The organism is Nocardiopsis suaedae, assembly GCF_027706745.1.
Taxonomy (GTDB): domain Bacteria; phylum Actinomycetota; class Actinomycetes; order Streptosporangiales; family Streptosporangiaceae; genus Nocardiopsis_A; species Nocardiopsis_A suaedae.
Genome location: NZ_JAQFWP010000081.1, coordinates 1 through 26124 on the forward strand (window position 1 = coordinate 1; position 26124 = coordinate 26124).

The 26124-nt window shown below is 73.9% G+C and carries 24 protein-coding genes; 17 read left to right on the forward strand and 7 right to left on the reverse strand.

Annotated elements, in window-relative coordinates:
• Positions 1 to 208: 208 nt before the first annotated feature.
• The 4 genes from O4U47_RS27840 to O4U47_RS27855 form a co-directional block, all read right to left on the reverse strand.
• Entirely contained in the window at positions 209 to 1015 is an 807-nt protein-coding gene (locus O4U47_RS27840; RefSeq protein WP_270680949.1) for a hypothetical protein, read from the reverse strand.
• A gap of 29 nt (positions 1016 to 1044) precedes the next feature.
• Positions 1045 to 2463 carry a hypothetical protein gene (locus O4U47_RS27845; RefSeq protein ID WP_270680950.1) on the reverse strand — a complete coding sequence of 473 codons (1419 nt, stop codon included), beginning with the start codon at positions 2461 to 2463 and terminating at the stop codon, positions 1045 to 1047.
• 623 nt (positions 2464 to 3086) lie between these two features.
• The gene (locus O4U47_RS27850; RefSeq protein ID WP_270680951.1) at positions 3087 to 3815 is read right to left on the reverse strand and encodes an HNH endonuclease family protein; all 729 of its coding nucleotides are present in this window, start codon (positions 3813 to 3815) and stop codon (positions 3087 to 3089) included.
• Between the two features lie 98 nt (positions 3816 to 3913).
• On the reverse strand, positions 3914 to 5320 hold the full coding sequence (locus tag O4U47_RS27855) for a YihY/virulence factor BrkB family protein (RefSeq protein WP_270680952.1): 1407 nt from the start codon (positions 5318 to 5320) through the stop codon (positions 3914 to 3916).
• A gap of 233 nt (positions 5321 to 5553) precedes the next feature.
• Here O4U47_RS27855 and O4U47_RS31230 point away from each other — a divergent pair, with 233 nt between their 5' ends.
• The 13 genes from O4U47_RS31230 (at position 5554) to O4U47_RS27915 (ending at position 18297) form a co-directional block, all read left to right on the forward strand.
• Positions 5554 to 5643: a putative leader peptide gene (locus O4U47_RS31230; protein ID WP_333563675.1), complete on the forward strand. Its 90-nt coding sequence runs from the start codon at positions 5554 to 5556 to the stop codon at positions 5641 to 5643.
• A 206-nt stretch (positions 5644 to 5849) separates the two neighbouring features.
• Positions 5850 to 7517: a nitrite/sulfite reductase gene (locus tag O4U47_RS27860; RefSeq protein ID WP_270680953.1), complete on the forward strand. Its 1668-nt coding sequence runs from the start codon at positions 5850 to 5852 to the stop codon at positions 7515 to 7517.
• Positions 7518 to 7568: 51 nt separating this feature from the next.
• The gene (locus O4U47_RS27865) at positions 7569 to 7772 is read left to right on the forward strand and encodes a hypothetical protein (RefSeq protein ID WP_017627449.1); all 204 of its coding nucleotides are present in this window, start codon (positions 7569 to 7571) and stop codon (positions 7770 to 7772) included.
• A complete protein-coding gene (locus O4U47_RS27870) occupies positions 7769 to 8500 on the forward strand; it encodes a phosphoadenylyl-sulfate reductase (protein WP_270680954.1) in 732 nt (243 codons plus the stop codon). Before O4U47_RS27865 ends, O4U47_RS27870 begins: the two co-directional genes overlap by 4 nt.
• A complete protein-coding gene (locus O4U47_RS27875; protein WP_270680955.1) occupies positions 8497 to 9282 on the forward strand; it encodes a sirohydrochlorin chelatase in 786 nt (261 codons plus the stop codon). The genes O4U47_RS27870 and O4U47_RS27875 overlap by 4 nt, the downstream gene beginning before the upstream one ends.
• A gap of 226 nt (positions 9283 to 9508) precedes the next feature.
• Entirely contained in the window at positions 9509 to 10120 is a 612-nt protein-coding gene (locus O4U47_RS27880) for a Uma2 family endonuclease (protein ID WP_270680956.1), read from the forward strand.
• 20 nt (positions 10121 to 10140) lie between these two features.
• Complete coding sequence (locus O4U47_RS27885; protein WP_270680957.1) at positions 10141 to 10707, forward strand: Uma2 family endonuclease; 567 nt, start codon at positions 10141 to 10143, stop codon at positions 10705 to 10707.
• Between the two features lie 54 nt (positions 10708 to 10761).
• Positions 10762 to 11484: a maleylpyruvate isomerase family mycothiol-dependent enzyme gene (locus tag O4U47_RS27890; protein WP_270680958.1), complete on the forward strand. Its 723-nt coding sequence runs from the start codon at positions 10762 to 10764 to the stop codon at positions 11482 to 11484.
• A gap of 85 nt (positions 11485 to 11569) precedes the next feature.
• Entirely contained in the window at positions 11570 to 12244 is a 675-nt protein-coding gene (locus O4U47_RS27895; protein WP_270680959.1) for a pyridoxine/pyridoxamine 5'-phosphate oxidase, read from the forward strand.
• A gap of 137 nt (positions 12245 to 12381) precedes the next feature.
• Complete coding sequence (locus tag O4U47_RS27900; protein WP_270680960.1) at positions 12382 to 14013, forward strand: acyl-CoA dehydrogenase family protein; 1632 nt, start codon at positions 12382 to 12384, stop codon at positions 14011 to 14013.
• Positions 14014 to 14306: 293 nt separating this feature from the next.
• Positions 14307 to 16439: a glycogen debranching protein GlgX gene (gene glgX, locus O4U47_RS27905; RefSeq protein WP_270680961.1), complete on the forward strand. Its 2133-nt coding sequence runs from the start codon at positions 14307 to 14309 to the stop codon at positions 16437 to 16439.
• A 9-nt stretch (positions 16440 to 16448) separates the two neighbouring features.
• Positions 16449 to 17201, forward strand: coding sequence for a dihydrofolate reductase family protein (locus O4U47_RS27910; protein ID WP_270680962.1), 753 nt, complete (start codon positions 16449 to 16451; stop codon positions 17199 to 17201).
• Positions 17202 to 17538: 337 nt separating this feature from the next.
• Entirely contained in the window at positions 17539 to 18297 is a 759-nt protein-coding gene (locus O4U47_RS27915; RefSeq protein WP_270680963.1) for a GntR family transcriptional regulator, read from the forward strand.
• 275 nt (positions 18298 to 18572) lie between these two features.
• On the opposite strand, the gene O4U47_RS27920 is transcribed toward O4U47_RS27915, so the two are convergent.
• Positions 18573 to 19058: a hypothetical protein gene (locus O4U47_RS27920; protein WP_270680964.1), complete on the reverse strand. Its 486-nt coding sequence runs from the start codon at positions 19056 to 19058 to the stop codon at positions 18573 to 18575.
• 545 nt (positions 19059 to 19603) lie between these two features.
• Between O4U47_RS27920 and msrB the strand changes: the two genes are divergently transcribed.
• The 3 genes from msrB (at position 19604) to O4U47_RS27935 (ending at position 21689) form a co-directional block, all read left to right on the forward strand.
• On the forward strand, positions 19604 to 20056 hold the full coding sequence (gene msrB / locus O4U47_RS27925) for a peptide-methionine (R)-S-oxide reductase MsrB (RefSeq protein WP_270680965.1): 453 nt from the start codon (positions 19604 to 19606) through the stop codon (positions 20054 to 20056).
• 144 nt (positions 20057 to 20200) lie between these two features.
• Positions 20201 to 20860, forward strand: a complete 660-nt coding sequence (locus tag O4U47_RS27930; RefSeq protein ID WP_270680966.1) for a phosphatidylserine decarboxylase — start codon at positions 20201 to 20203, stop codon at positions 20858 to 20860.
• Positions 20847 to 21689 (forward strand): CDP-alcohol phosphatidyltransferase family protein, encoded by an 843-nt coding sequence (locus O4U47_RS27935; protein WP_270680967.1) that lies wholly within the window; start codon positions 20847 to 20849, stop codon positions 21687 to 21689. Before O4U47_RS27930 ends, O4U47_RS27935 begins: the two co-directional genes overlap by 14 nt.
• Positions 21690 to 21801: 112 nt before the next feature.
• Here O4U47_RS27935 and hemQ read toward each other — a convergent pair whose 3' ends face one another.
• Complete coding sequence (gene hemQ / locus O4U47_RS27940) at positions 21802 to 22506, reverse strand: hydrogen peroxide-dependent heme synthase (RefSeq protein ID WP_270680968.1); 705 nt, start codon at positions 22504 to 22506, stop codon at positions 21802 to 21804.
• 65 nt (positions 22507 to 22571) lie between these two features.
• Positions 22572 to 23996, reverse strand: coding sequence for a protoporphyrinogen oxidase (gene hemG, locus O4U47_RS27945; RefSeq protein WP_270680969.1), 1425 nt, complete (start codon positions 23994 to 23996; stop codon positions 22572 to 22574).
• Positions 23997 to 24217: 221 nt separating this feature from the next.
• Between hemG and O4U47_RS27950 the strand changes: the two genes are divergently transcribed.
• Positions 24218 to 25327, forward strand: coding sequence for a DUF4349 domain-containing protein (locus O4U47_RS27950; RefSeq protein WP_270680970.1), 1110 nt, complete (start codon positions 24218 to 24220; stop codon positions 25325 to 25327).
• Positions 25328 to 26124 lie beyond the last annotated feature (797 nt).

The following is a 26124-nucleotide window of genomic DNA, read 5'->3' on the forward strand; positions in this document are numbered from 1 at the left end:
ACCCGCCGGACGGCAAGCAGGCCAAGGGAACCACCCCGCTCACGCCGTCGCCGCCGACCACCCCGACCACGCGCACACCCAGCGGCCGACAACGGCGCAGGTGGAGCCGCCGACCTCCCCCGTCGTCCCCCGTCGCCGCTTGGCCTGCGAACGCCGGAGGGCCCGGACCGCTGTGCGGTCCGGGCCCCCTTCGGGCCGTTCGCCTCGGTCAGGCGAGCGGGGCCGGAGCGGCCTTGCGGCGGCTGGCGTAGATCGTCAGCGCGCCCAGGCCGGTGGCCAGGACGCCCCCGAGGACGAAGCCCTCGAGGTCGCTCACGCCGGTCACCGGGAGCTCCGTCGGGCCCTCGTCCGCCGAGGCGGCGGTGCCGCCCGAGCCGGACTCGGAGCCGCCGGACCCGGAGCCGCCGGACCCGGAGCCGCCCTCGTCGGAGCCGCCGTCGGAGCCGCCGTCACCGCCGGGCGTGCCGCCCTCGTCCGCGGGCGGAGGCGTCGGGTTGCCCGGGCCCGGGTTCTCGTCACCCGGGTCGTCGCCGCCCGGGTTGCCCGGGTCGGGGTCACCGGGGTCGGGGTCGCCCGGGTCGGGGTCGCCCGGGTCGGGGTCGCCCGGGTCAGGGTCGCCCGGGCCCGGGTCGCCCGGGTCGGGGTCACCAGGGCCCGGGTCACCGGGGTCGGGGTCACCAGGGCCCGGGTCGCCCGGGTCGGGGTCACCAGGGCCCGGGTCGCCCGGGCCCGGGTCGTCGGGGCCGGGGTCGACCGGCGGGTCCTCCGGCGGGACCTCGGGGTCCTCCGGCGGAAGCGGGTCGTCGGGGCTCGGGATCAGGTCGTCGACCAGACCGACCGGGTCCAGTTCGAGCGTGATGCCGGTGTCCTCAGGGGACCCCGCCGCCGGCTCGACCGGAGCCTCGACCGGCTCGTTCGCGGCCTCGTCCGTGTCCGCGAAGGCCGGAGAGGCCGAGAAACCGGCCGCCAGCAGGCCCGCTGCGGCGACACCGAAGGCGCGTCGTGCGTGCGACATCCTGCTCCTTTCTTTTCTCAGAGGGGGAATCATTCCGGGGAGAGCGCGTACACCGAGTCACCGGAGACGACCACCGCCCGGTCGCCGAGGATGCCCCACGGGCGGGCGGTGTCCTCCTCCAGAACGGTCGGCTCTCCCGCAGAGTCGACGGCGACGGATTCGCCGTCGAGCTCACCGAAGACCCACTCCCCAGAGGCACTGAGCGGGGTGAGGCCGACGTCGTGCGCCGCGCCCCCGTCCAGGTCGAACACGACCGGGCCGTAGGCGGCGACGCCGTCGCCCTCCACCCAGCGCGCGTCCTCCAGGTCGTCCGGGTCAACGGGAGACTGCGCGATGACGGAACCGTCGCGCGAGTCATGGACGGCGAGGACCGACTCCCCGCCGCCGGCGCTCCAGACGACCACGACCGTCTCGGCCCGCGCCGTCAGAAGCCGGTCCATGTCGTCAGCGCCCTCCGGCTCCTCGGGCTCCACCCGCTCCCCGCCGGGGCCGACCCACTCCCACGGGCCGTTGCGCACGGCCGTCAGGACGTTCCGGCCGTCGTTGAGCATGGCGCCGTAGCCGTCGGGCACATCGACGGGCGAAAGCTCGCCGTCCTCGGGGACGAAGGCCTCCTCGCCGTCCTCCACCAGCGGGGCGTGCCCGGGGAAGGAGACGCGCGCGCCGTCGGGGATCGCGGTCTCGACCGGTTCGCCGCCGTCCGCGGGCCACTGCCACAGGGCCTCGTCGTCCAGCATGGCCACCCCGTAGCCGTCCCCGTCGACGACGAAGTAGGGCGCGGCCCCCGTCGGGGACACCCCTTCGGGCAGTTCGGACGACCACTGCTCTTCGCCGTCGGGGTCGACGACGGTGAGGGCGCCCTCTTCGGAGACGAAGGCGGCCGTCCCGCCGTCGGGGGCGACGGCGGGGTTGGACTCGGACGCCAGCGTGTCCGTCCAGACGGCCTGGTCGGTGAAGCCGGGCGGGGCCGGGCGGCTGTCGAAGACGACGGTCTGCCCGTCGTCTCCCTCTCCGCCGCCTCCGCCGCCGGACCCGCCGGTGGGCAGCATTCCCAGGGCCAGGTACCCGCCGCCGCCGAGGAGCCCCAGCACCAGGACGCCGCCGACCACCGACAGGGCGATGACGCGTCCCTTGCCCGAGGACCCCTTCTTCTTGTCCGGGGGGCCGATGAGTTCGGCGTCGGTGCCCCCGACCGTCTGCACGACCCCGGTGGGCGAGACCGACAGCTGCCAGGAGCCGTTGGCGTCGCGGGCGTTGACCAGCACGGGGCGGCCCAGGTGCGCGGCGTAGGAGGCCGCGGCGTCCAGGGCGCCGCTGCGGGTCTGCCGGGGCGACTCACCGGTGACGACCTGGGTGCGCCCCGCGATGGTGACCTCGGCGCTGCGCTCGTCGGGGGCGATCACCACGACGACGAAGGCGTGGTTCGCACCGGAGTCGGGGCCGTTCATGCGCCACCGCCCGCCGCCTGCCGGATACCGGGACGGGCGGAGGGCCGTCCGGCCCGCGGGGGAATCGCTGCGCTCATGCTGTTCGGGAACCTGTTCATCGACTCGTCGAAAGGCCGCCTTCCGGAGGCGGGGCGGCGGATCTCGCGGGGGGCTGCGGGCGCTGTCGCTTGGCCACCCCGGTGCGGGCCGTGTACGGATCCGTCGACCTTTGGGGCGACACGGGCCTCGACGAGCATACTGTTCCCCTCCGAACCGCGCTCTGCCCGCCCTGCCCTTGGAGAACACGGTGATCCGGGGTGGCACAGATCCCGTGAACCGCGCGGCGGCACACCGCGTCACCGCTTCCTCGCGGCGTTCACCAGCGGGGATGCGGGGACGGTCGCGGCAAGTCACGGCGGGCACCGCCCCGGAGCCCGCGCCGGAGGCCCGGACGGGCGCGGCGGAGCGGCGCCGGGGTGGCCGCATCCGGCCACCGATCCGTGACGGTTCCGTCGCTGATCCGCGACCTCTCGGAGCCGCGCCGGGGGCGATCCGCCCCGACCGGGACCGCCTGCGCCGACGGTCCGGGCACAAGGCCCTGGCTCATGGCCCCCGCCTCACGGCCCCCGCCTCACGGCTTCCGGCTAGGCGCAGGTGTCCAGCATGTCCCCGAGCGCGTCGTGGTCCTCCTGGGCCAGGGACAGGCCGTAGCGCTCGGTCACGTGGATGTAGGCCAGGGAGTAGTCACACTGGAAGCCGTCGTAGGGCTGCCACTCACCGGGCCCCGAGTCGCCCTTGGACATGTTGGCCGGGCCGTCCGACGCGAGGAGGTTGCCGGGGTCGTTGGCGAACTCCACGCGGGTGTCGCGGTCCCACTCCGAGGCGCCCATGCGCCAGGCCAGCGACAGCGGCACCACGTGGTCGATCTGCACCGCCTGCGGGTCCTCTGAGGTGAAGTCGATCGTGTCCCCGGTGTAGGGGTCGTCCAGGACGCCCGACTCCACCTTGCAGTCCTCCCGGACCTCGGCCCCGGTCAAGTCGCGCGCGAGGATGTCGTTGCGGGTCGAGCAGCCGTTGTCGTCGGTGTCGATCCAGGACGACCCGAACTCGTCGCGCTCGTAGTCGCCGCGCGGCTCGGGCTCGGCCACGGGGATCGCCTCCAGGGTGCTGCGCGCCTCCTGCGCGTCGGCGCTCTCCCCTCCCGCGGCGGTGCCGGCGGACTCGCCGCCGGTCAGTGTGCGCAGGGTGCCGTCGAGGCCCTGCTCGTTGACCATCAGCAGGAATGCGGCGACGGCGATGACCGCGACGACGATCGCGTAGGCGCCGGTCTTGCGGCGGTCGCGCGTGGAGTGGCGCTTGGGGGTGCGGGGCATGGCGTGCTCAACCTGTCGTGACTCGGGGCCGGGAGTACGGGGGGCGGGGGACGCGCGTCAGAGCCGTCACCGTCCAGGATGCCCCAACGGGTGCGGGTTCACGGGCGCGGGGGGCTCTCCGCCCGGTCGCCGGAAGGGGCCGAGTCAGAGGCGGCGGGTCCTTCCGCTCCTTCCGCCCCTTCCGCGTCGGCGGGGACCGCGGAGACCTCCTCCGCCGCCGCCTCCGCCGCCTCCGGGCCGGTGTCCGGGGCGTCCGCGTGAGCATCACCGGGGACGGCGCCGGGCGTATCACCGGAAGTGTCCCCGGTGGCGCCCTCCGGGCCGACGGGGGTACCGCGTTCCCCGCCGTCCTCTCCCTTCCCGCGGTCGCTCAGCCTCACGGACGCCCCCTGCCTCACGACGCGCGTCAGGCGCTCGTTCACCTGCAGCCGCACGCCGCTCCACAGCCGCTTGGTACCGGTCCGCACCGCTTCGGCCTGCTCGCCGCGCCGCTCGTCCCGGCGCTCATCGCGCTCGGCCGCCGTCTGCATGGCCTGCTCGTGCCGCTCGACCTGCTGGGCGGCGCTGGCCACGCGGCGGGCCGCCAGTTCCGCGCGGGCCGCGGCGGTGCGCTGGGTCGGCCACATCAGGTCGATCTCGGCGTTGAGCGAGGTGCCGACCAGCACCGCGAGCGCCATCACCCACAGCCACGCGAGCACCGCGATCGGCGCCGCCAGCGACCCGTAGATGGTGACCTGGCCGAAGGAGGCGTCCAGGTAGACGCGCAGCACCACGCTGCCCAGCAGGAGGATGAGCCCGGCCAGGACGGCCCCCGGCAGGTACCGCCAGAACGCCACCCGGGCGGGCACGCTCAGCGCGTACAGCATCGCCACCGCCAGCACCGTCAGCCCGCCCACCACCGGCCAGTACAGGTCGTTCAGGTGGCCGACGGTCACCGGGAGCAGGCGGTGCACCATGTCAGGGCCGACCACCATGACCGGCAGCACGGCCAGCGCGAACACCAGGGCGCCCAGGTAGGCCACGAACGCCAGCGCGCGGCGGGCGAAGTAGCCGCGCAGCCCGTCGAGGCCGTAGGCGATGGTGATGGCCTCGATGAAGACGTTCATCGCGCGCGAGCCCGACCACAGCGACACCAGGAAGGTCAGCGAGAGCACACCGCCCTGGGCGCCGCGCAGGAAGTCGTCGACCAGCGGAGCGACGAGGGAGTCCACGGTCTGCTCCGTGAGCGCCTCGGCCGCCAGGTCCAGCATCCAGGTGCGGATCTCCAGCACCGTGTCCTCGCCGAGCACGCCCCGCAGGTGGCCCAGGGTGCCGACGAGCCCCAGCAGCAGCGCGGGCAGCGACAGGAGGGAGAAGAACGCCGACTCGGCGGCGAGGCCGATGATGCGGGTGTGGGCCACCGCGCGCACGGTGCGCGCCGTCAGCAGCACCGCGCCGCCGGGGAGCGGGCGCCGTTCGGCCCATGCCCGCGTCCCGGCCCGCACACGCTCCGCGAAGCCCCTCACACGACCAAGGTAGGCTTCCCCGCTCCAGGGGACGGCGCGGCGGCGCGCGCAGGGCGGCTTTCGTGTCGGTCCGCATAGTCAACCGTGATCTCCCCGCGACCTGGACCGCGGGGTGGGCCCCGCGCGCGGGCACGGGCACGGTCGCGCCGACGCGGGCACGTGACGTGCTTCACTGACGGTCGGCGCCGCCCAGACCTGGACATCCGGGCACACCGCGTGTCATGGTCGTTGCCATGATGGCTGCGATCGACCCCATGCTCTACGTGCGCCGGCACGTGGACCTGCTTCGGGTGAGCAGCGCCATCTGTCGCACCGTCGGCTGACCCGCCGCTGCGCGCGGGGCCACTGCAGCCCCCCGCGCTCGAATCCCGCCCGTACACATGGGGCGCGAGCGGCGCCGACGTCCTCCAGCCGAACCGGCGATGAGCCCTGCCCCGGACCCGATGGCGCGACCGGGGGGAGCGGCCGGGGAGCGGTGCGCGGCGGCCCGGCCCGACGCCCCGCAGATCCGCTCGGAGGACACCCGGACATGCCTCCCGCCACCTCAGCCCGCCCCCGCCGTGGGGAGGGCCAGTGGGCCCTCGGCTACCGCGAGCCGCTGAACAAGAACGAAGAGAACAAGAAGAACGACGACGGGCTCAACGTCCGGCAGCGCATCATCGACATCTACTCCAAGGCCGGGTTCGACTCCATCGACCCCGCCGACCTGCGGGGGCGCTTCCGCTGGTTCGGCCTGTACACCCAGCGCGCCCCGGGCATCGACGGCGGCAAGACCGCGGTGCTGGAGCCCGAGGAGCTCGACGACCGCTACTTCATGCTGCGGGTGCGCATCGACGGCGGCCAGCTCACCGTCGCCCAGCTGCGGGCCGTCGCCGAGATCTCCACCGCCTACGGGCGCGACACCGCCGACATCACCGACCGGCAGAACGTCCAGCTGCACTGGGTGCGCATCGAGGACGTGCCCGCCATCTGGGAGAAGCTGGAGTCGGTGGGCCTGTCCACCATGGAGGCCTGCGGCGACACCCCCCGCGTCATCCTGGGCTGCCCGCTGGCGGGCATCGCCGAGGACGAGGTCATCGACGCCACCGAGGAGATCCGCCGGGTCCACGACGACCACATCGGCAGCGACCTGTTCTCCAACCTCCCCCGCAAGTTCAAGTCCTCCATCTCGGGCTGCTCCTCCTACTGCACCAACCACGAGATCAACGACGTGGCCTTCGTCGGCGTGGTCGGCCCGGACGGCACCCCCGGATACGACCTGCACGTGGGCGGCGGGCTGTCGACCAACCCGATGTTCGCCAAGCGGCTGGGCGTGTTCGTGGCGCCCGAGCGGGTCAGCGAGGTGTGGGCCGGGGTGACCTCGGTCTTCCGCGACTACGGCTACCGGCGGCTGCGGCACCGCGCCCGGATCAAGTTCCTGATCAAGGACTGGGGGCCGGAGCGGTTCCGGGAGGTCCTGGAGAAGGAGTACCTGGGCTACGCGCTGCCCGACGGCCCGGCCCCGGAGCTGGACCCGGGGCTGGAGCGGGACCACGTGGGGGTGCACCGCCAGCGCGACGGCCGCAACTACGTGGGGTTCGCCCCGCGCGTGGGGCGGGTGTCGGGCACCAAGCTGGCGCGCATCGCCGACATCGCCGAGGCGCACGGCTCGGACCGGATCCGCACCACCGCCGACCAGAAGCTGGTCGTGCTGGACGTGGAGCCCGAGCGCACCGAGTCGATCGTGGAGGCGCTGGAGGCCGAGGACCTGCGGGTGCGGCCCAGCGTGTTCCGGCGCCAGACCATGGCCTGCACCGGGATCGAGTTCTGCAAGCTGGCCATCGTGGAGACCAAGGACCGCGGCGCCACGCTCATTGACGAGCTGGAGCGGCGGCTGCCGGGCTTCCCCGAGCCGGTGACGATCAACATCAACGGCTGCCCCAACTCCTGCGCCCGCATCCAGGTCGCCGACATCGGCCTCAAGGGCCAGCTGGTGACCGGCCCCGACGGGCGCCAGGTGGAGGGCTACCAGGTGCACCTGGGCGGGGCGATGGGGCTGAACTCGTCGTTCGGGCGCAAGGTGCGCGGCCTGAAGACGACCGCCGAGGAGCTGCCGGACTACGTCGAGCGGGTGCTGCGGCGCTTCCTGGACCAGCGCGGGGACGACGAGCCGTTCGCGGTCTGGGCGGCCCGCGCCGACGACGCCGACCTCAAGTGACCGTGCCGGGAACGGCACGGCCGGAACCGACCCAGTGGACGGTGGACGAACGTGAGTGAGAGAGCCGCCCCCCACTACTGCCCGTACTGCGGAGACGAGGACCTCGCCCCGCACGAGGGCGACGGCGAGCAGGGAGCGGGCTACGCCTGGGCCTGCTACTCCTGCGCCCGGGTCTTCCGGGTGAAGTTCGTCGGCCTGCGCGCCGCCGCCGTCGCCGGCGACGCGGGCCCGACCGGGACGGATGGGAACGAATGAGCGTCACGAACCCCGATGCCGGGACCAGACCCGGCGCCGATACCGACGAGGAGCGGCGCGCGCTGGCCGAGCGGGCCGCGCGCGAGCTCGAGGGCGCCCCCGCCCGGGAGGTCATCGCCTGGGCCGCCGAGCACTTCGGCGACCGGCTGTGCATGACCTCCTCCATGGCCGACGCGCTCATGGTCGACCTGGCCTCGGCGGTGGCGCCGGGCATCGACGTGATCTTCCTGGACACCGGCTACCACTTCGCCGAGACCATCGGCACGCGCGACGCGGTGGCGGCCATGTACCCGATCAACCTGGTCAACGTGGAGCCGCAGCGGACGGTGGCCGAGCAGGACCGCGACCTGGGGCCGCGGCTGCACGGGCGCAACCCGTCCATCTGCTGCCACCTGCGCAAGGTGGAGCCGCTCAAGCGCGCGCTGGAGCCCTACGACGCGTGGCTGAGCGGGCTGCGGCGGGACGACGCCTCCACCCGGCGGAACATCCCGGTCGTGCAGTGGGACCGGCGCCGCAGGATGGTGAAGGTCAACCCGATCGCCGGGTGGACGCAGGACGACGTGGACGCCTACATGGCCGAGCACGGTGTGCTGGTCAACCCGCTGCAGTACGACGGCTACCCCTCCATCGGGTGCGCGCCCTGCACGCGCCGGGTGGAGGAGGGCGAGGACCCGCGCAGCGGCCGCTGGGCGGGGTTCTCCAAGACCGAGTGCGGGATCCACCTGTGAGCGCCGCAGGAGGCCCCGCGGGCGAGAGCGGCGTCCCCCTCCTGGCCGTCGCGCACGGGAGCGAGGACGAGCGGTCCTCCGCGACCGTGGAGCGGGTGTTCGCACGGGTGCGGGAGCTGCGACCGGACCTGGACGTGCGGGTGGCCTACCTGGACCACGTGGAGCCGGGGGCCGAGGGGGCGCTGGCCGGGCTGGCCGCCGAGGGCGCGGGCGAGGTCGTGGTGCTCCCGGCGCTGCTGACCGCGGCCTACCACAGCAAGGTGGACCTGCCGGGGGTGCTGGAGCGGGTGGCGGCGGCCTGCCCGTGGCTGCGCGTGCGGTACGCGGGCACGCTGGGCCCGCACCCGCTGCTGCTGGACGCTGTCGAGCGGCGGCTGCGCGAGGTGGGGCGGGAGGCGTCGTCCGACACCGCCCTGGTGCTCGCGTCGGCCGGGTCGAGCGACCCGGAGGCCAACGCGGTGATCGAGGAGGCGGCCGCGGAACTGGCGCGGCGCGGCCCCTGGCGGGAGGTGGCCGCGGCGTACGCGTCGATGGCCTCACCGACTCCGGCCGAGGCGGTGTCCCGGCTCCGGGCGGAGGGGGCGCCGCACGTGGCGGCGGCGACCTACCTGCTGGCGCCGGGCTTCTTCGCCGACCGGGTGGCCGACCAGGCGTTCGCCGAGGGGGCGGTGACGGTGTCGCCCGCCCTGGGCGACGCGCCCGAGGTGGCCGAACTGGTGGTCCGCCGCTATGAGGAGGCGCTGCAGGCGGCGCCGGCGTTCCCGAGAGTGGCCGCCGGTTAGCGACCGGCCGGAGGCCGGTGCAGTGGCGGACCGAATGCGGCCGCCGCCCATCCCCTGGGCGGCGGCCGCATTCGTGTGTCGGGGGACCGGAAACTGGCTTTCCCGCACGCCCGTGACTAGGCTCGTGGACAGGCCGACGATGGTTTTCCGGGGAATTCCACGGTTTCCCGGACAGAGGAAGGGGCTGGTCTCTACGATGTCCGCGTCTAACAGAGGAGCAGACCCCATGTCCGTTGCCGATATCGACGCCCCGAGCCGAGACCTGGAGGCGAAGACGGCCGACCAGGAGGCCCCGGAGTCCCTGCGCGAGGTCGCCGACCGGATGTCCGACATGCTCCCCCCCGGTTTCCGGGTCGAGATACTCCGAGGAAGCATCGTCGTGTCACCTTCCCCCTCCAAAAGGCACAACGGGATCACCTCCCGTATCCAGAATCAGCTGTTCGGTCAGCTCCCCGAGGAACTGATCGTCCTCCAGACGCAATCGGTAGGCGAGGACCGCGCCGTCGACTTCGCGGTTCCCGACACCATGGTGGTTCCACAGTATGTGGAAGACGAGAAAGGGGACTTCGTCGACCCGGGCGTCACCGAAATGGTCGTCGAGGTCGTGTCGCCGAGCAACCCGGAGAACGACACCCACACCAAGCTCCGCGAGTACGCGGCGTTCGGGATCCCGATCTACCTCATCGTCGACCCTCGTGATGGGACCGTGGCGCTCTGGTGCAATCCTGAAAAGGGAAAGTACCAGGAGGTGCACACTTCCAAGTTCGGCGAGCCCGTGGCGCTCCCTTCCCCCCTGGACGGGGTGACCATCGACACGAGCAGGTTCAATACCTACTGATTCGTCTTCCGGAACCGCCCATGACGTTCCCTCCCCCTTACCGGTTGCGTGAGTCCGCCGAACGCGCGGAGGAGGCACTGCCCGAAGGGTTCCGGGTCGAGGTCCTCGGAGGAGAGCTCGTCGCGTCCCCTCCCCGGCTGAACCGGCACAATTACATCGTCCACAGCGTCATGCTCCAGTTGGAGGCACAGCTCCCCGACGGCTTGTCCACCCTGCCCAACACGTCGGTGGGAGACGGCGGCGACGATGACGACCTGGCACGGCCCGACCTCATCGTTCTTCCCGCGGAGGCATTGCAGCGAGAGGTATCGCGCAACCCGCCGGACTCGGTCGCGCTGGTCCTGGAGGTCGCCTCCCCGGGAAGCACTCCCAGCTCCGTCACGACCAAGCCGCGTATCTATGCCGACATGCGGATCCCCGTCTACCTGATGGCCGGCCCGCGCGACGGGACGCTCGTACTCCATTCCGACCCTCGGGAAGGGAGATTCACGACCAAGCACCATATGCATTTCGGCGACACCGTGAAGCTCCCCTCCCCTCTCGAAGGCATCGTGATCGAGACGGACGAACTCGTCACCTACTCCTGACCTAGGCCCGTAGACTTCCCGGCGCACTGTCGGCGGCCGCTCCGCGAGGACCGCATGCCCCCTGCTCCCCTGTCCGACGACCGCTCCTCCCCCGCTTTCCTCCTCTCCTCCACCCATCACCGGGCGCGACGGCTGCTCTCGGTTCTCGACACGCTCGACGACGCCGCCGCCCGGGACGCCTCCGCGCTCCCCGGTTGGACGCGCGGGCATGTGGCGGCCCACCTCTCCGGCGTGGCCCGTGCCCTGGCCCGGCAGGCGCGGTACGCGGCCGAGGGCCGCCTCGTGGAGGTCTATGACGGCGGCCGCGACGGCCGCGACGCCGCGATCGAGGCGGGCGCCGACCGCTCCGCCGCCGGGCTGCGGACGGACGTCGCCGAGGCGGTGACGGAGATCGAGGCCGCCTGGCCGGGCGCGGAGGGGCCCGGTTGGGAGCTGCCGGTCCGCCACCGCGACGGCACCGTCCTCACCGCCCTCCAGTGCTGGTGGCGCGAGCTCGTCCTGCACACCGACGACCTGCGCATGCCCGGCGGTCCGCGCGACTGGGAACCGGAGTTCTACGTCCACCTCACCGAATTCCTCGCTCCGCGTGCCCCCGAGGGGGTGCGGCTCCTCCTGTCGCCGGTCGACGGCGCGCCGCAGCGGATGCTCGGCGAAGGGAGGACCGTCGTTCTCTCCGGGGCCTTCAGCGACCTCGCCGCGTTCTTGGCGGGGCGTGCACCGGAAGGGGTTGTGGCCGCCGACACAGGAGAGAGCATGGACCTGCGCCCCTGGCCGTGATCAGGGTGCCGGGTAGCGTCGGGGGCGAGAGCGCTTTCCCACCCATCTCGACCGACCTTCAATCCCCCGGATTCAGGAGGAACCCATGGCGCCTGCGCGCGGGAACGGGATCAGACGGCTGCTGCGTGACCTTCCGGTCTTCGACGGGGCCGTGCCGCCCTTCGAACCGGCCTCGGCGCCCGATGAGCCTCTGGAGCTGTTCGAGGAGTGGCTGCAACAGGCCGTGGAGGCCGGTGTCCGGGAACCGCACGCCGCGGCGGTCGCCACGGCGGACGCCGGGGGCTCCCCGTCGGTGCGGGTGCTCATCCTCAAGGACGCCGACGAGCGCGGCTTCTCCTTCGCGACCTCCTCCACCAGCCGCAAAGGCCGCGAGCTGGCCGAGCGCCCCGAGGCCGCCATGGTCTTCCACTGGCGCGAGCAGGCCCGGCAGATCCGGCTGCGCGGCCCCGTGCTGATCGGCACCCCCGAGGAGAACGCCGCCGACTTCCGCGAGCGCTCCCTCGAGGGCCGCGCCGCCGGCATGCACGGCCTCCAGTCCTCCCCGCTGAACGACCTGGACGAGGTCGCCCGCGCCTTCGAGGACGGGATCTCCGCCCTCGAGGCCGACCCCGGGGCCGTCCCCTCCTCCTGGGCCCTCTACCGGCTGGTGCCGATGGAGGCCGAGTTCTGGCAGGGGCACCCCAAGCGGCTGCACACCCGCCTGCGCTACACCCGCCCCTCCGTCGACGACGCGTGGAAGCGGGAGCTGCTCTGGCCGTAGGGGCGGGGAGCGGCCGCCCCCGATGAGGGCGGCGGGTGGGACCGGCGGCGTGCGGGCTATCCTGGGCGCATCGCGACCGAATGCCGTTCGGGTTCGCTCCGCGGTCCCGGAGCGGGTCCGGGAGAGGATGGTGCCCCATGCCCCCCACCCACGAGGTGCTCAACCAGGCGGCCCCGCTGGAGGGCAACGACGTCGCCGCCGACCCCGCCCTGCTGGAGGGGCTGGAGCGGGAGGGCGCCGGGTGGGCGGACGAGGAGCTGCACGAGCTGGGCCGGCTCGCCGGGAGCGCACGGGCCCGCGCCTGGGGCGAGCAGGCCGACCGCACCACCCCCGAGCTGCGCACCCACGACCGCTACGGCCACCGCGTCGACGAGGTCGACTTCCACCCCGCCTGGCACGTGCTGATGGACACCGCGGTCTCCAACGGCCTGCACGCCGCCCCTTGGTCCGACGGCCGCCCCGGCGCCCACCTGGCCCGCGCCGCCAAGTTCTACGTGTGGTCCCAGGTCGAGGGCGGCCACGGCTGCCCCGTCTCGATGACCTACGCCGCCGTCCCCGCCCTGCGCCGCTCCCCCGGGCTGGCCGAGCGGTTCGAGCCGCTGCTCACCGCGCGCACCTACGACTTCGGCCTGCGCCCCCCGCTCACCAAGCAGGGCCTGATCGCCGGGATGTCGATGACCGAGAAGCAGGGCGGCTCGGACGTTCGGGCCAACACCACCCGGGCGGTGCCCTCCTCCGACGGCTCCTACCGCCTCACCGGGCACAAGTGGTTCACCTCCGCCCCCATGAGCGACGTGTTCCTCGCCCTCGCCCAGGCCCCCGAGGGCCTGACCTGCTTCCTGGTGCCGCGGGTCCTGGAGGACGGGTCGCGCAACCCCATGCACCTGATGCGCCTGAAGGACAAACTCGGCAACCGGTCCAACGCCTCCGCCGAGATCGAGTACGACGGCGCCCTCGCGTGGCCGGTGGGCGAGCCGGGGCAGGGGGTGCGCACCATCATCGAGATGGTCAACGGCACCCGCCTGGACTGCGTCATCGGCTCCTCGGCCGGGATGCGCGCGGCCGTCCTGCAGGCGGTCCACCACGCCTCCCAGCGGCGCGCCTTCGGGGCGCCGCTCCTCGACCAGCCCCTGATGCGCAACGTCCTGGCCGACCTGGCCCTGGAGTCGGAGGCGGCCACGGTCCTGATGACGCGCCTGGCCGGGGCGGCGGACCGGGCCGTGCGCGGCGACGGGCACGAGGCCGCGTTCCGGCGGCTCGCCGTGGCGGTGGGCAAGTTCTGGGTCACCAAGCGCGCCCCCGCCCACGCGGGCGAGGCCCTGGAGTGCCTGGGCGGCAACGGGTACGTGGAGGAGTCGGGCATGCCGCGCCTGTTCCGCGAGTCGCCGCTGAACTCGATCTGGGAGGGCTCGGGCAACGTGGCGGCCCTGGACGTGCTGCGCGCGATGGCCAAGAGCCCTGAGGCGCTCGACGTCTTCCTTTCCGAGGTGCGCCTCGCCGAGGGCGCGGACGCGCGGCTCGACGCGGAGGTGAAGCGCCTCCAGGAGTCCCTGTCGGACCTGGAGGACGCCCAGTTCCGCGCGCGCGGGCTGGTCCGGTCGATGGCGCTGTGCCTGCAGGCCTCGCTGCTGCTGCGCCACTCCCCCGCCCCGGTCGCCGAGGCCTTCGTCGGTTCGCGCCTGGGCGAGGGGCGCGGCGACGTGTTCGGCGCCCTGCCCCGCGGGGTCGACACCGCCGCGATCCTGGACCGCGCCCGCCCGCGGGACTGACCCGGGGCCGCGCATGGCCGGAGTGGGCCGCCGACCGCACCGCTCCGGCCTTCGGCGCGTCAGAGGGGCGAAGCGGTCCCGCAGGGAAGGGCCGCGCCACACGCCGATTCTTGTCCGGCTTGCGGGGAAATCGCGCCGTACGTCCGGCGGGCCGCCCGCGAATACGCATCCGAACCGCGTCGCTTCCCCGGAAGACGCCGAGAAAGCGGGCACAATACCGATGACGGGCGAAATGAGCACCGGCGAGAACGACGAGAACACTGCCCCACGACCCCGAGCGGAGCGGCGACCCCATGGTGGAAGTCTGGCCAGGAACCCCTTACCCCCTCGGCGCCACTTACGACGGGACGGGAACGAATTTCTCACTGTTCTCCGAGGCCGCCGAGGCCGTCCGTCTGTGCCTGTTCGACGACGCGGGCACCGAGACCTCCGTTCCGCTGAACGAGTTCGACGGTTTCGTCTGGCACGGCTACCTGCCCGGCGTGGGCCCCGGCCAGCGGTACGGGTACCGGGTCCACGGCCCCTACGCCCCCGAGCGCGGCCTGCGCTGCAATCCCGCGAAACTGCTGGTCGACCCCTACGCCAAGGCCATCGACGGGTCGGTGCGCTGGCACGAGTCCCTGTTCTCCTACCACTTCGACGACCCGTCCCGGCAGAACACCCGCGACAGCTCCCCCAACGTCCCCAAATGCGTCGTCGTCAGCCCCTTCTTCGACTGGAGCAACGAGTCACGGCCGCGCATCCCCTATAACGAGACCGTGGTCTACGAGGCCCATGTGCGCGGGCTGACCATGCTCCACCCCGACGTGCCCGAACAGCAGCGGGGAACGTACGCGGGCCTGGGGCATCCGGCGATGATCGACTACTTCTGCTCGCTCGGCGTCACCGCCGTCGAATTGATGCCGGTGCACCATTTCGTGCCCGAGCACGCCCTGGTGGCGCGCGGGCTGACGAACTACTGGGGCTACAACACCCTCGCCTTTCTCGCCCCGCACAGCGGCTACGCCGCCAACGGCTCCCGGGGCCAGCAGGTGCAGGAGTTCAAGGCGATGGTCAAGGCGCTGCACGCGGCCGGCATCGAGGTGCTGCTGGACGTGGTCTACAACCACACCGCCGAGGGCGACCATATGGGCCCCACGCTGTCGCTGCGCGGCATCGACAACCTGTCCTACTACCGGGTGGTCGACGACGACCCGCGCTACTACGTCGACTACACCGGCTGCGGCAACAGCCTCAACGTGCGCCACCCCCACTCGCTGCAGCTCATCATGGACTCGCTGCGGTACTGGGTGCTGGAGATGCACGTGGACGGGTTCCGCTTCGACCTCGCCTCGGCACTGGCCCGCGAGTTCCACGACGTGGACCGGCTGAGCACCTTCTTCGACATCGTCCAGCAGGACCCGGTGATCTCCCAGGCCAAGCTGATCGCCGAGCCCTGGGATGTGGGCCCCGGCGGCTACCAGGTGGGCAACTTCCCGCCGCTGTGGACCGAGTGGAACGGCAAGTACCGCGACACCGTCCGCGACTTCTGGCGCGGCCACGCGGTCGTCCCCGAGCTCGCCTCGCGCCTGTCCGGCTCCAGCGACCTCTACCAGGACGACGGGCGCCGCCCGGTGGCCTCGGTCAACTTCGTCACCTGCCACGACGGCTTCACCATGGCCGACCTGGTCTCCTACGACCACAAGCACAACGAGGACAACGGCGAGGACAACCGGGACGGCACCGACGACAACCGCTCCTGGAACCACGGAGTGGAGGGCCCCACCGAGCGCCCCGAGGTGCTGGCGCTGCGCCGCCGCCAGGTGCGCAACTTCCTGGCCACCCTGTTCTGCTCGCAGGGCGTGGTCATGCTCTCCCACGGCGACGAGATCGGCCGCACCCAGCGCGGCAACAACAACGCCTACTGCCAGGACAACGAGATCGCCTGGGTGGACTGGAAGGCCGCCGCCGACGAGGAGGACCTGCTGGAGTACGTGCGCGGGCTGGCCCGGCTGCGGCGCGAACACCCGGTCTTCCGCCGCCGCCGCTTCTTCCAGGGGCGGTCCGGCGCGGACGGCGCGGACGGGACGCTGCCCGACATCGCCTGGCTGCGGCCCGACGGCGCCACCATGGACCAGGACGACTGGCACGACGGCGCCACCCGGCTCGGCGTGTTCCTCAACGGCGACGCCATCACCGAGCCCGACCCGCGCGGGCGGCGGGTGCGCGACGACTCCTTCCTGCTGCTGCTGAACTCCGGGGCCGAACCGGTCGACTTCACCGTCCCCGGCCGGGAGTTCGGCCTGGCCTGGGAGGCGGTGCTGGACACCGCCGAGCCGGACGTGGGCGGGCGGCCGCTGATCCCGGCCGGGGGCACGGCATCGGTGATCGACCGCGCCCTGCTGCTCCTGCGCCGCGTTTCGCACGGCGCGTCCGCAGGCGTCTAACCTGCCCCCATGGACACCGACCCGCGCTTCCGCGCCCTGCTCCCCGCCCCGTCGGCCCCGGTCGACCTGGCCGCCCTGTACGCCTACCCCGCCGCGCTGGACCGGCCCTGGGTGCGCTGCAACATGGTCTCCAGCGCCGACGGCGGCGCCTGGGGGCCCACCGGGCGCTCCGCCGAGCTGTCGTCCCCGGCCGACCGGCGGGTGATGGGCGTGCTGCGGGGGCTGAGCGACGTGGTGCTGGCCGGCGCGGCCACGGCGCGCATCGAGGGCTACCGTCCGGTGCGTCCGCGGGAGGTGTGGTCGCTGCTGCGGGAGGGGCGCCCGGCCACCCCGTCGGTGGCGGTGGTGACCCGCACCCTCGACGTCCACCCCGACCTGCTGGCCGCGGCGCCGGAGGACGCGCCGACGCTGCTGTTCACCACCGCCGCGGCGCCCGAGGAGCGGGTGCGCGCCGCCCGGGAGGCCGGGGCCGAGGTGGTCGTCGCCGGGGACGGCGCCTCGGTCGACCCGGCGGCGGTGGTGCGGGGGCTGGCCGAGCGCGGGCTGTACCGGGTGCTGTGCGAGGGCGGCCCGCACCTGCTGGCGGAGTTCGCCTCCGCCGGGCTGCTGGACGAGCTGTGCCTGACCACGAGCCCGCACCTGCTGGGCCCCGCCTCCTCCCGCATCGTCGCCGGGGACGCCCCCTCGCACCGGGCGGACCTGCGCCTGGAGCACCTGCTGGAGTCGGAGGGGGCGCTCTTCGCCCGTTACACCCGCGCCTGAGGGCCGCCGGACCGCACCGGGGCCGTGCCGGGCCCGCGGCGTTCGCCGCGGGCCCAAGGCGTGCCCCGCCGGGCGCACCCGCACCGGATTCGGACGTCCCGCCCGCCCCTTCCGCCCCGATCGGACCGGGGCCGTGGCCGGTTTCGGCTGCACCCCATCCGTGCATGAACCCGCCCCGGCACGGACATACCGCCTGTGCGGAAGGGTGGAGCGCCCTTCCCGGACGCCCCCTCGCACAGCGGAGTAGGAGGGGGATTAAGGGTAAGAACACAACCAATCCGGCAGCGGTCCCCGCGTCCCTGCGGAAGCACGCACTCCGGGCGAGAGGATGAAGACAGTGCCGACGTCCGACAACGACCCCCCTCCCGTCTACCGGGAGATCGCCGAGGAGCTGCGCGCCGCGATCACCTCAGGGCGGCTCTCCGACGGCGACCGCGTCCCCGGCGAGAACGACCTGATGAAGCGCTACGGCGTCGCCCGGGCGACCGCCCGGCAGGCGCTCTCGGTGCTCATCAACGAGGGCATCGTGGTCCCCATCCGCGGATCCGGCGTCTACGTGCGCGCCTTCCGCCCGCTGCGCAGACACGGGCCCAAACGCCTCTCCCGGGACCTGTGGGGCGGCGGGCGGGCGATCTGGCAGGCCGACGCCGGCGACCGCCCCTTCGAGACCGACAGCGTCGAGGTGGACGAGGTCCCCGCGCAGCCGCACGTGGCCCACGCGCTGGACCTGCCCGAGCGGGCCCCGGTGCTCCGGCGGCGCCGCCGCTACCGGCTGGACGAGCGCCCCATGCAGCTCGCCACCTCCTACCTGCCCCGGGAGCTGGTCCGCGGAACCCCCATCGCCGAGGTCGACACGGGTCCCGGCGGAATCTATGCACGACTGGCCGAACTCGGCCACGCTCCGGCGCACTTCACCGAGGAGATCCGGGTGCGCATGCCCACCCCCGGAGAGATCGAGGCGCTCAGCCTGAGCGCCGGAACCCCTGTTCTGGACGTGCTGCGGACCGCCTTGACCGACGACCGTCTCGCGGTCGAGCTGAACGAGATGACCCTCGACGGGTCGGCCTACGTGCTCCAGTACGACTTCGAGGCCTGAGGCCCCGGCGGCTCGGCCGGGCCGCCCCACCCGCGCGCGATCGCCCGGAATCCCCGCACTGGCGGGGATTCCGGGCGATCGCGTGGGGATCCGCCCCCGGTTGTGGGTACAGGCTCTCTAGAGAGCGCCCATCGGTTCTCCAGCGGCCGATGCGGTACGGCGACGGGCCGGGGAGGACGGCCCCGGCCCGCGTCGTTCCCGGCGGTGCGGCCCTCGTCCGCCGGTCCCTTCGTCGGTCGTCCCGCCGGTCGTCCCGCCGGTCGTCCCGTCCGGGATCAGTCCGGCGGCCTGCGCTCCGGCTTCTCGGCGAACACCAGGTACAGCAGCGCCAGCAGCAGGAGGCCCACGGCCACCGCCCCGGACGCCGCGAACAGGACGTCGTCCGTGTCGGAGGCGGCCCAGTGCGCCAGGGCCTTCCCCAGCAGCACCGCCACCGCCACACTGACGAGGCCGGTGAGCGCCGCCGCCACCGCCAGCCCGCGGTCGCCCCACGGGCGCGGCCGCATGCGGTCGACCCGCGCGGCCGCCACCGCTCCGCTCACCGCGACGGCCCAGCGCACTTCGCCGGCCGCCTGCGCGATCACCTCCCATCCCGGCCGCGCCACCGCGACCGCCTCACCGACGCGCCGTCCACCCTGCCGGGCGTGGGCGGCGCACCGCTCGATCACTGTCTGCACCCAGTACCCGGCGACGAGGCGCAGGTAGAGTCCCGCCCCCACCGTCGCCCGCCGCTCCGCGGCCACCGGGTGCCCTCGCGTCATCGACCCTCGGCGATACGAAACGAGCATGGATCGTTCGCTCCCACCGTGTCCGACACCCTGAAAATCACGTACCCGAGCGGGTTCGTGATGAACGCGCACAACGCGAACGATCGGCCGGGATTCTCTTTTCACTCCGTAATGCCGGAGTCGGCCGCGAACGACCGGAGCGTGACCTTCGGGCCGGTACGCACCTGGTCAGCGGAGACACGCGGCGAAGGCGGGCGGAGGGGCGCACGGGCGCAGGGGACCCTCGGGGCACCCTGGCCCCACCCGGTGGGACGGGGCCACAGTCGGCCCTGCGGCGCGCATTGACGGCGGGCCCGTGAAGGGCATGGGCGGGCACGGCGACGGAGGGTGACGGCCTCCACTCTCCGCCGCCCGGCGTCCACTCCGTCACGCCGATGAGGCCGCCGACACGGGCGCCGCAGGGGCGCGGCCGCCCGACCCGCCCGCTGGGCCCTCCCGTTCGCCTGCAGTGCGTCTCCCGGCCTCCTGGGGGATGCTCACTGAGCACAGCGGGGGTCGTCCGAGGTAGCGTCGCTCTCATGGACGAGGAAGCCATGGAGGGCAAGGACACGGGGCAGGCCCAGGAGCCGGTCCGTAAGAGCGAGGAGGAGTGGCGGCGCCTGCTCGCCCCTGAGGCGTACGCGGTGCTCCGTCAGAGCGGCACCGAGCGCCCCTGGAGCGGTGAGTACGTCTCGACCGGTGCCACGGGCGTCTACCGGTGCCGCGCATGCGGGGCCGAGCTGTTCCGTTCCGATGAGAAGTTCGACTCACACTGCGGCTGGCCGAGCTTTTACGACCCGGCCGACAGCTCCGCCGTAACGCTGCACGAGGACCGCTCGCTTGGCATGATACGTACCGAGGTTCGCTGCTCACGCTGCGATTCCCACCTCGGTCACGTGTTCCGCGGTGAGGGCTACCCCACCCCGACCGACGACCGTTACTGCATCAACTCAGTGGCACTCACCCTGGAGGCGGACGGCCCAGTGGAATAGCATCCTCCCTTATGGGTGTCGGCGGTGGGCCCGGACCGGTCCGCCGTCCGGTGTCCGCGGCGCCCTGCCGGGCCGACCGTCCGGCCGTGCGAGACGCGCCCCTCGACGCTCGCCGGCCGCCAGGCTTCACGACGAAAGCATCCGATGACCGACGATTCAGATCCCACCCCCTCCTCCGGCCCTGCCGTGCCCGTCCGCATGGCCAAGGGCTCGGCACCGTGGCTGGCCCCCGCCTGCGCGGCGGCCGGCGCCACCCTGCTGGCGGCCCGGCGGTCGCGGGCGGCGCGCGTGCTCGCCGTCCCCGCGGTCGGCCTCGCGGCAGGCATGGCCTGGTTCTTCCGCGACCCCGAACGGGCCCCGGCCCAGGGCCGCCTGGTCTCCTCCGCCGACGGCGTCGTCCAGAGCATCGACGTCCAGTCCGACGGCCGCATTCGCGTCGCCGTCTTCATGAACCCCCTCAACGTGCACGTCAACCGTGCGCCCATCGCGGGCGTGGCCGCCCGGATCGAGCACCGGCCCGGAGGGTTCCGCCCCGCCTTCGACAAGGACAGCGAGCGTAATGAACGCGTCATCTGGACCTTCGACACCGAGATCGGCGAGGTCACGGTCGTCCAAATCGCCGGGGCGATGGTCCGGCGTATCGTCCCGTATCTCTCTGAGGGGCAGAAGGCGGAGAAGGGGCAGAGGATCGGCCTCATCCGCTTCGGGTCACGCGTCGACGTCTACCTCCCGCCCGGTGTCGCCCCGGCGGTGGAGGTCGGGCAGAAGGTCCGGGCGGGAGCGACGCGCCTTGACCGCGACTAGCCGAGCCCTGCTGCCCCGCCCGCGCGCGGCCGCCCCCTCCGAGGAGGACGCCGCTCCGCGCGTCCGGCTCGCCCTCGCCGACTACCTGACGCTGGGCAACGCCCTCTTCGGCTTCATGGCGGTGTGGCAGCTGGCGGCCGCCCAGTCGGCGCAGATCGCCGCGGGCGGCAGCGGCCCGCTGGACCGCGGCTCGGTCGCCACCGCCGTGGTGCTGCTGCTCCTGGCCGCCGCCTGCGACCTGTTCGACGGGCGGGTGGCCCGCAAGCTCGGCGGCAGCGGAATGGGCGCCGAGCTGGACAACCTCGCCGACGTGATCAGCTTCGGCTTCGCCCCGGCGTTCTTCGTGGTGGCCTGGGGCACGATCGCCGGGTCCGGCGGGCCGCTGCCGATCGCGGCGGCCGCGGCGGTGCTGCTGGCCGTGGTGGTGCGGCTGGCGCGGTTCTCCTGCGAGACGCCGGGCTGCACCTCCTTCACGGGGCTGCCCAGCCCGTTCGGCGCCATGGCCGTGATCACGGTGGTGCTGCTGGACCCGCCGGTCCTGGTCGGCACGGGGGCGGTCCTGGTGGTCGCCTGGCTGATGGTGAGCCGGGTCGAGTACCCCAAGCCCAAGGGCCGCCTGGCCTACATGGTGCTGGCCTGGATCCTGGTGAGCGTGGGCTGCCTGGCGGCGTGGGCGATGGACGCCCCGGCCGGGAACACCCTGCTGTACTCGGGGTCGGGGCTGGTTCTGGTGCTGATCCTGGCGATCCCGTTCTACGTCGTGACGCTCCGGCGCGCCGGCCGCCCGGACCCCGGCGACGAGGCGGTCCCGGCCGCTCGCGAGGGCTGAGGACGGCCGTACCGGGCAGAGGCGGGGGCCGCGCGACGGCGCGGCCCCGGTGGAACACGCGAGGGGCGCCGGGGGAAGGATCCCCCGGCGCCCCTCGCGCCGTCGGCGGGCCTCAGGCCAGGGACTCGACCAGCTCGGCCGGGCTCTTGCGGCGGCCGGTGTAGAAGGGCACCTCCAGGCGGGTGTGGCGGCGGGCCGCCGCGCCGCGCAGGTGGCGCATCAGGTCGACGATGCGGTGCAGCTCCTCGGCCTCGAAGGCGAGCATCCACTCGTAGTCGCTCAGGGCGAAGGTGGAGACGGTGTTGGCGCGCACGTCGGCGTACCCGGCGGCCATGCGGCCGTGCTCGGCGAGCATGGCGCGGCGCTCGTCGTCGGGCAGCAGGTACCACTCGTAGGAGCGCACGAACGGGTACACGCAGATGTAGTCGCGCGGCTCCTCCCCGGCCAGGAACGCCGGGACGTGGCCGCGGTTGAACTCGGCGGGGCGGTGCAGGCCGACCACCGACCACACCGGCTCGCTCGCCCGCCCCAGCGCGGTGCGGCGGAAGGAGGTGTACATCTCCTGGACGGCCTCGGGGGTGTCGCCGATCCACCAGAACATCATGTCGGCGTCGGCGCGGAAGCCCTGCACATCGTAGGAGCCGCGGGTGGTGACGCCGCTCTTGCCGTCCTCGAACAGGGCGGCCAGCTCCCCGGCGGCCGCGGAGCGGTCCAGGCCCTCCAGGTCCCCGGCCTTGAACACCGACCACATGGTGTACCGGATGAGGCTGTTGAGCTCCTCGGGGTCGGCGCCGGTCGGGGTGGTCTCGCTGCTCACTGTCTTCTCCTCGCTCGGTCTGGGGCGTGTGGCGCGGCGGGGCGGGCCCGGCCGCGCCGGGCGGATCATCCGCCCGCGGTCAGAAGCTCCTCGGCGGCGCCGGTGGCGCTCGCGATGCAGGTGGGAATACCGACACCGTCGTAGGCGGCCCCGCACAGCGCCACCGGCGGGACCGCCGCCACGGCGGCGCGGGCGCGGCGCACCCGCGCGGCGTGGCCGGTGTCGTACTGCGGCAGGCCGCCGTCCCAGCGGGTGACCCGCCGCTCGACCGGCGCGCCCACCGGTCCGCACACGGTGCGCAGGTCGGCCAGGGCCGTGTCGGCCAGCTCGCCGTCGGTGCGCCGCAGGGCCTCCTCCTCGCCCGCGCGGCCGATGGAGCAGCGCACGACCACGAGGTCCTCGCCGGGGTGCTCGCGGTCCAGCGCCTCCTTGAGCCAGGGCCACTTGAGACTGCTGAAGGTGGCGGCCTTGATGGTCAGCCCCTCGCGCGGGGAGACCAGGAAGCCGCTGCCGCCCAGCCCGGGGGGCAGGTCGGCGGCGCGGAAGGCGAAGGTGGTGATGGCCATGCTCGCGTACCCGATGCCGCCGAGTTCGCGGGCGGCGTCGGGGGCGGCGCCGGCGAGCAGCCGGGACGCGGCGGGCGCCGGGCAGGCCAGCACCACGGCGTCGGCGGCGACCCGCCCGGCCCCGTCGGCCTCCAGCACCCAGCCGCCCTCGGCGCCGGGGCTCAGCGACCGCACCGGGGCGCCGGTGCGCAGGTCGGCCCCGTACTTCTCGGCCTGCTCGGCAAGGGCGTCGACGAGCACGGCCAGGCCGCCGCGCAGGGTCGCGAAGACGGGGGCGGGCGGCCCGTCCCCGGCGGCCGCCGCCTGGCGCCGTTTGAGCGCGGCGACGCCCCGGGCCAGGGAGCGCTCGGAGCGGGCGACCGGCGCGATCTGCGGAAGGGCCGAGTCCAGGGACAGCCGGTCGGTGCGCCCGGCGTAGACGCCGCCGAGCATGGGTTCGACCAAGCGGTCGACGACCTCGGTGCCCATGCGCGCGCTGAGGTAGGCGCCGACGGGCACGTCTCCGCGTACGGGGGTGCCCGGCAGCACCAGGTCGAGGGCGGCGCGCAGGGTGCCGCCCCAGGAGAGCACGCCGCTTCGGGCCAGCGCGCGCAGGTCGCCGGGCACGCCCATGACCTGTCCGGCGGGGAAGGCGCGCAGCCGCCCGCGGCTGTAGATCCGCGCGGGGGCGGGCGCGGGGTGCTCGACCCGGTCGTCCAGGCCGAGTTCGGATATGAGGTCCAGGGCCTCGGGGCGGCGCGCCAGGACCGACTCGGCCCCCGCGTCCACGGGGACGCCCGCCACCGGGGAGGCGTGCAGCTTCCCGCCCGCGCGCGGCCCGGCCTCCAGCAGCGTGACGCCCGCGCCGCCGCGGGCGAGGCGGTAGGCGGCGGTGAGCCCGGCGAGCCCGCCCCCGACCACCGCCACATGCGGTCGTGTCTGCATGTCCTTCAGCTTTCCAGATGAGCGGCGGAACCGGTGACCGCCCCGGGCGTAGCGTGCCGCACAATCACCCCGCGGCTCCCTGTCCGACCTGCGCCGATCCCCCGGGCGGCGCGCGTGACCGAGGTGTTACGCCCTCCCCGCAACCCGTGTGATGACGCCCACGTCGAAGACGTATGAGCGACACTGCGCGGATTTCGGCGGATTCAGAGGCGGGGAGATCAGTGGACACGGTATGGACGCCGTCCCGGACGGCGGGCGGATTGGCGGTGGTGCTGGCCGCACTGCTCGCCGCGGGGTGCGGCGGCAACGGCTCCTTGGTGTCGGACGCGGGCGGGGTGGCGCAGGAGGACGCCGTCGCCCCGGAGGCCGCCTTGCAGGAGGAGGCGGACGGGGCCCGCGGAGCCGAGGGGGACGAGGGCGGCGGCGCACTCGACGTCGAAGCGGAGCAGCGCCAGGTCGTCTACACCGCGATGCTGACCGTGGAGGCCGGCGACGTCGAGGCGGCGGAGGAGGAGGCCAAGGCCCTCGTGTCGGACGCGGGCGGGCACGTGGCCAGCGAGAGCCTGTCCCCGTCCGGCTCGGGGCCCGCGTCGGCGACACTGGTGGTGAAGGTGCCGCAGGGCGGTTACGACGCCGCGCTGGACGAGCTGGCGGGGCTGGGCGAGCCCATCTCGCTGGAGCGCGAGGCCGAGGACGTGACCGAGGAGGTGGCCGACGTCGACAGCCGGGTCGAGTCGGCCGAGGCCTCCTTGGACCGGCTGCGCGACCTGCTGGACGACGCCGAGGACGTCCAGGACGTGCTCAAGGTGGAGAAGGAGATCTCCGACCGCCAGGCCGAGCTGGAGGCGCTGCAGGCCCGGCAGAAGGCGCTGAGCGATTCGACGGCCTTCGGGACCGTCGAGCTGGACCTGCGGGAGCCCTCGGACCGGCCGACGAGTGACGGCGACGACTCCATCGGCTTCACCGGCGGCCTGGCCTACGGCTGGCAGGCACTGGTGGTGGTGGCCGGCGGGATCGCGGTGGCGGCGGGCTGGCTGCTGCCGTTCCTGGTCGTGGCGGCCGTCCTCCTGGCCCCGGTGGCGTGGTGGCGCAGGCGCACGGGCCGGTCGGCGGTGCCGCTCCCCCGGCGGCCCCGGCGCGGCCGAGGCGGTGACAAGGGCAGCGGCCCCGCCGAGCCTGGGACCCCCACTCCCGACAAGGACGCCGAGGACCCGGAAGCCGAGAAGGAGCCGGAGAAGGGGCCGGAAGCGGAGAAGGGGCCGGAAGCGGAGAAGGGGCCCGAGAAGGGGCCCAACACTCCTTCCGACGAGGAGCAGCCGAAGGACGGCTGACTGGTGCCTTCCAGGCACCGTTTCACGCGACATGGCCGAGCGGCGGACGTTCGGCCGGTGCCGCGACAGGCGACGACAGAGGTCGTTTGCGCTTTCTGCAGCGGCGACGAGAGCGGGGCGGGTCCCTGGGCTTGCTTGCCGGGCGGCGGGTTCCTTGTGGTGCGGGTGGTGGGCGGCTCGGCCGGTACCCCGCTGACGGGCCCCGGCCGGGCGGCGGGTCGCCGGGTGCGGGGAAGGTGGCGGCGACGACGCAGGTCAGCGGCCCAAGCGGTGGCGTAGTCGGCCGCCGGGCGTGTGCGTGGTCGCGGTGGTCGGCAGCGACGGGGAGAGCGGGGCGGTTCCCCGGGCCTGCTTGCCAGGCGGCGGGTTCCTCGCGGTCCGGGTGGTGGGCGGCTCGGCCGGTACCCCACTGACGGACCCCGGCCGGGCGCCGGGTCGCCGGGGCGCGGGGAAGGTGGCGGCGACGGGGAGAGCTGGGCGGTTCCCCGGGCTTGCTTGCCGGGCGGCGGGCTCCTTGCGGTCCGGGTGGGGGCGGTGGCTCGGCAAGGACGTGTTCGGGGTGTGCCGGGCGCGTTGCCCCGGGGCCGCGTTGAACACCCGATAGGACACCCCCCGGGGGGCCGGGCGTTCCAGGCGCATCGGGCGCGGCGGGGAGGAGTGCGGCGGATCGGCCGGTGCCCCGCTGGCGGGCCCCGGCCGGGGAGCGGGCCGCCGGGGTGGGGGCGGCGATGACGGCGGGCGGCCCCTAGGGCGTGTTTCTTGGATCTTGAGTCTCGGGTCTGTGGCTCACAACCCCG

What these genes read in the sequence shown, in the direction of transcription:
- O4U47_RS27840 (WP_270680949.1), bottom strand. Translation starts at nt 1,015, where the DNA reads ATGTCGCACGCACGACGCGCCTTCGGTGTCGCCGCAGCGGGCCTGCTG.
- O4U47_RS27845 (WP_270680950.1), bottom strand. Translation starts at nt 2,463, where the DNA reads ATGAACGGCCCCGACTCCGGTGCGAACCACGCCTTCGTCGTCGTGGTG.
- O4U47_RS27850 (WP_270680951.1), bottom strand. Translation starts at nt 3,815, where the DNA reads ATGCCCCGCACCCCCAAGCGCCACTCCACGCGCGACCGCCGCAAGACC.
- O4U47_RS31230 (WP_333563675.1), top strand. Translation starts at nt 5,554, where the DNA reads ATGATGGCTGCGATCGACCCCATGCTCTACGTGCGCCGGCACGTGGAC.
- O4U47_RS27860 (WP_270680953.1), top strand. Translation starts at nt 5,850, where the DNA reads ATGCCTCCCGCCACCTCAGCCCGCCCCCGCCGTGGGGAGGGCCAGTGG.
- O4U47_RS27870 (WP_270680954.1), top strand. Translation starts at nt 7,769, where the DNA reads ATGAGCGTCACGAACCCCGATGCCGGGACCAGACCCGGCGCCGATACC.
- O4U47_RS27880 (WP_270680956.1), top strand. Translation starts at nt 9,509, where the DNA reads ATGTCCGTTGCCGATATCGACGCCCCGAGCCGAGACCTGGAGGCGAAG.
- O4U47_RS27885 (WP_270680957.1), top strand. Translation starts at nt 10,141, where the DNA reads ATGACGTTCCCTCCCCCTTACCGGTTGCGTGAGTCCGCCGAACGCGCG.
- O4U47_RS27890 (WP_270680958.1), top strand. Translation starts at nt 10,762, where the DNA reads ATGCCCCCTGCTCCCCTGTCCGACGACCGCTCCTCCCCCGCTTTCCTC.
- O4U47_RS27895 (WP_270680959.1), top strand. Translation starts at nt 11,570, where the DNA reads ATGGCGCCTGCGCGCGGGAACGGGATCAGACGGCTGCTGCGTGACCTT.
- O4U47_RS27900 (WP_270680960.1), top strand. Translation starts at nt 12,382, where the DNA reads ATGCCCCCCACCCACGAGGTGCTCAACCAGGCGGCCCCGCTGGAGGGC.
- glgX (WP_270680961.1), top strand. Translation starts at nt 14,307, where the DNA reads ATGGTGGAAGTCTGGCCAGGAACCCCTTACCCCCTCGGCGCCACTTAC.
- O4U47_RS27910 (WP_270680962.1), top strand. Translation starts at nt 16,449, where the DNA reads ATGGACACCGACCCGCGCTTCCGCGCCCTGCTCCCCGCCCCGTCGGCC.
- O4U47_RS27920 (WP_270680964.1), bottom strand. Translation starts at nt 19,058, where the DNA reads ATGACGCGAGGGCACCCGGTGGCCGCGGAGCGGCGGGCGACGGTGGGG.
- msrB (WP_270680965.1), top strand. Translation starts at nt 19,604, where the DNA reads ATGGACGAGGAAGCCATGGAGGGCAAGGACACGGGGCAGGCCCAGGAG.
- O4U47_RS27930 (WP_270680966.1), top strand. Translation starts at nt 20,201, where the DNA reads ATGACCGACGATTCAGATCCCACCCCCTCCTCCGGCCCTGCCGTGCCC.
- hemG (WP_270680969.1), bottom strand. Translation starts at nt 23,996, where the DNA reads ATGCAGACACGACCGCATGTGGCGGTGGTCGGGGGCGGGCTCGCCGGG.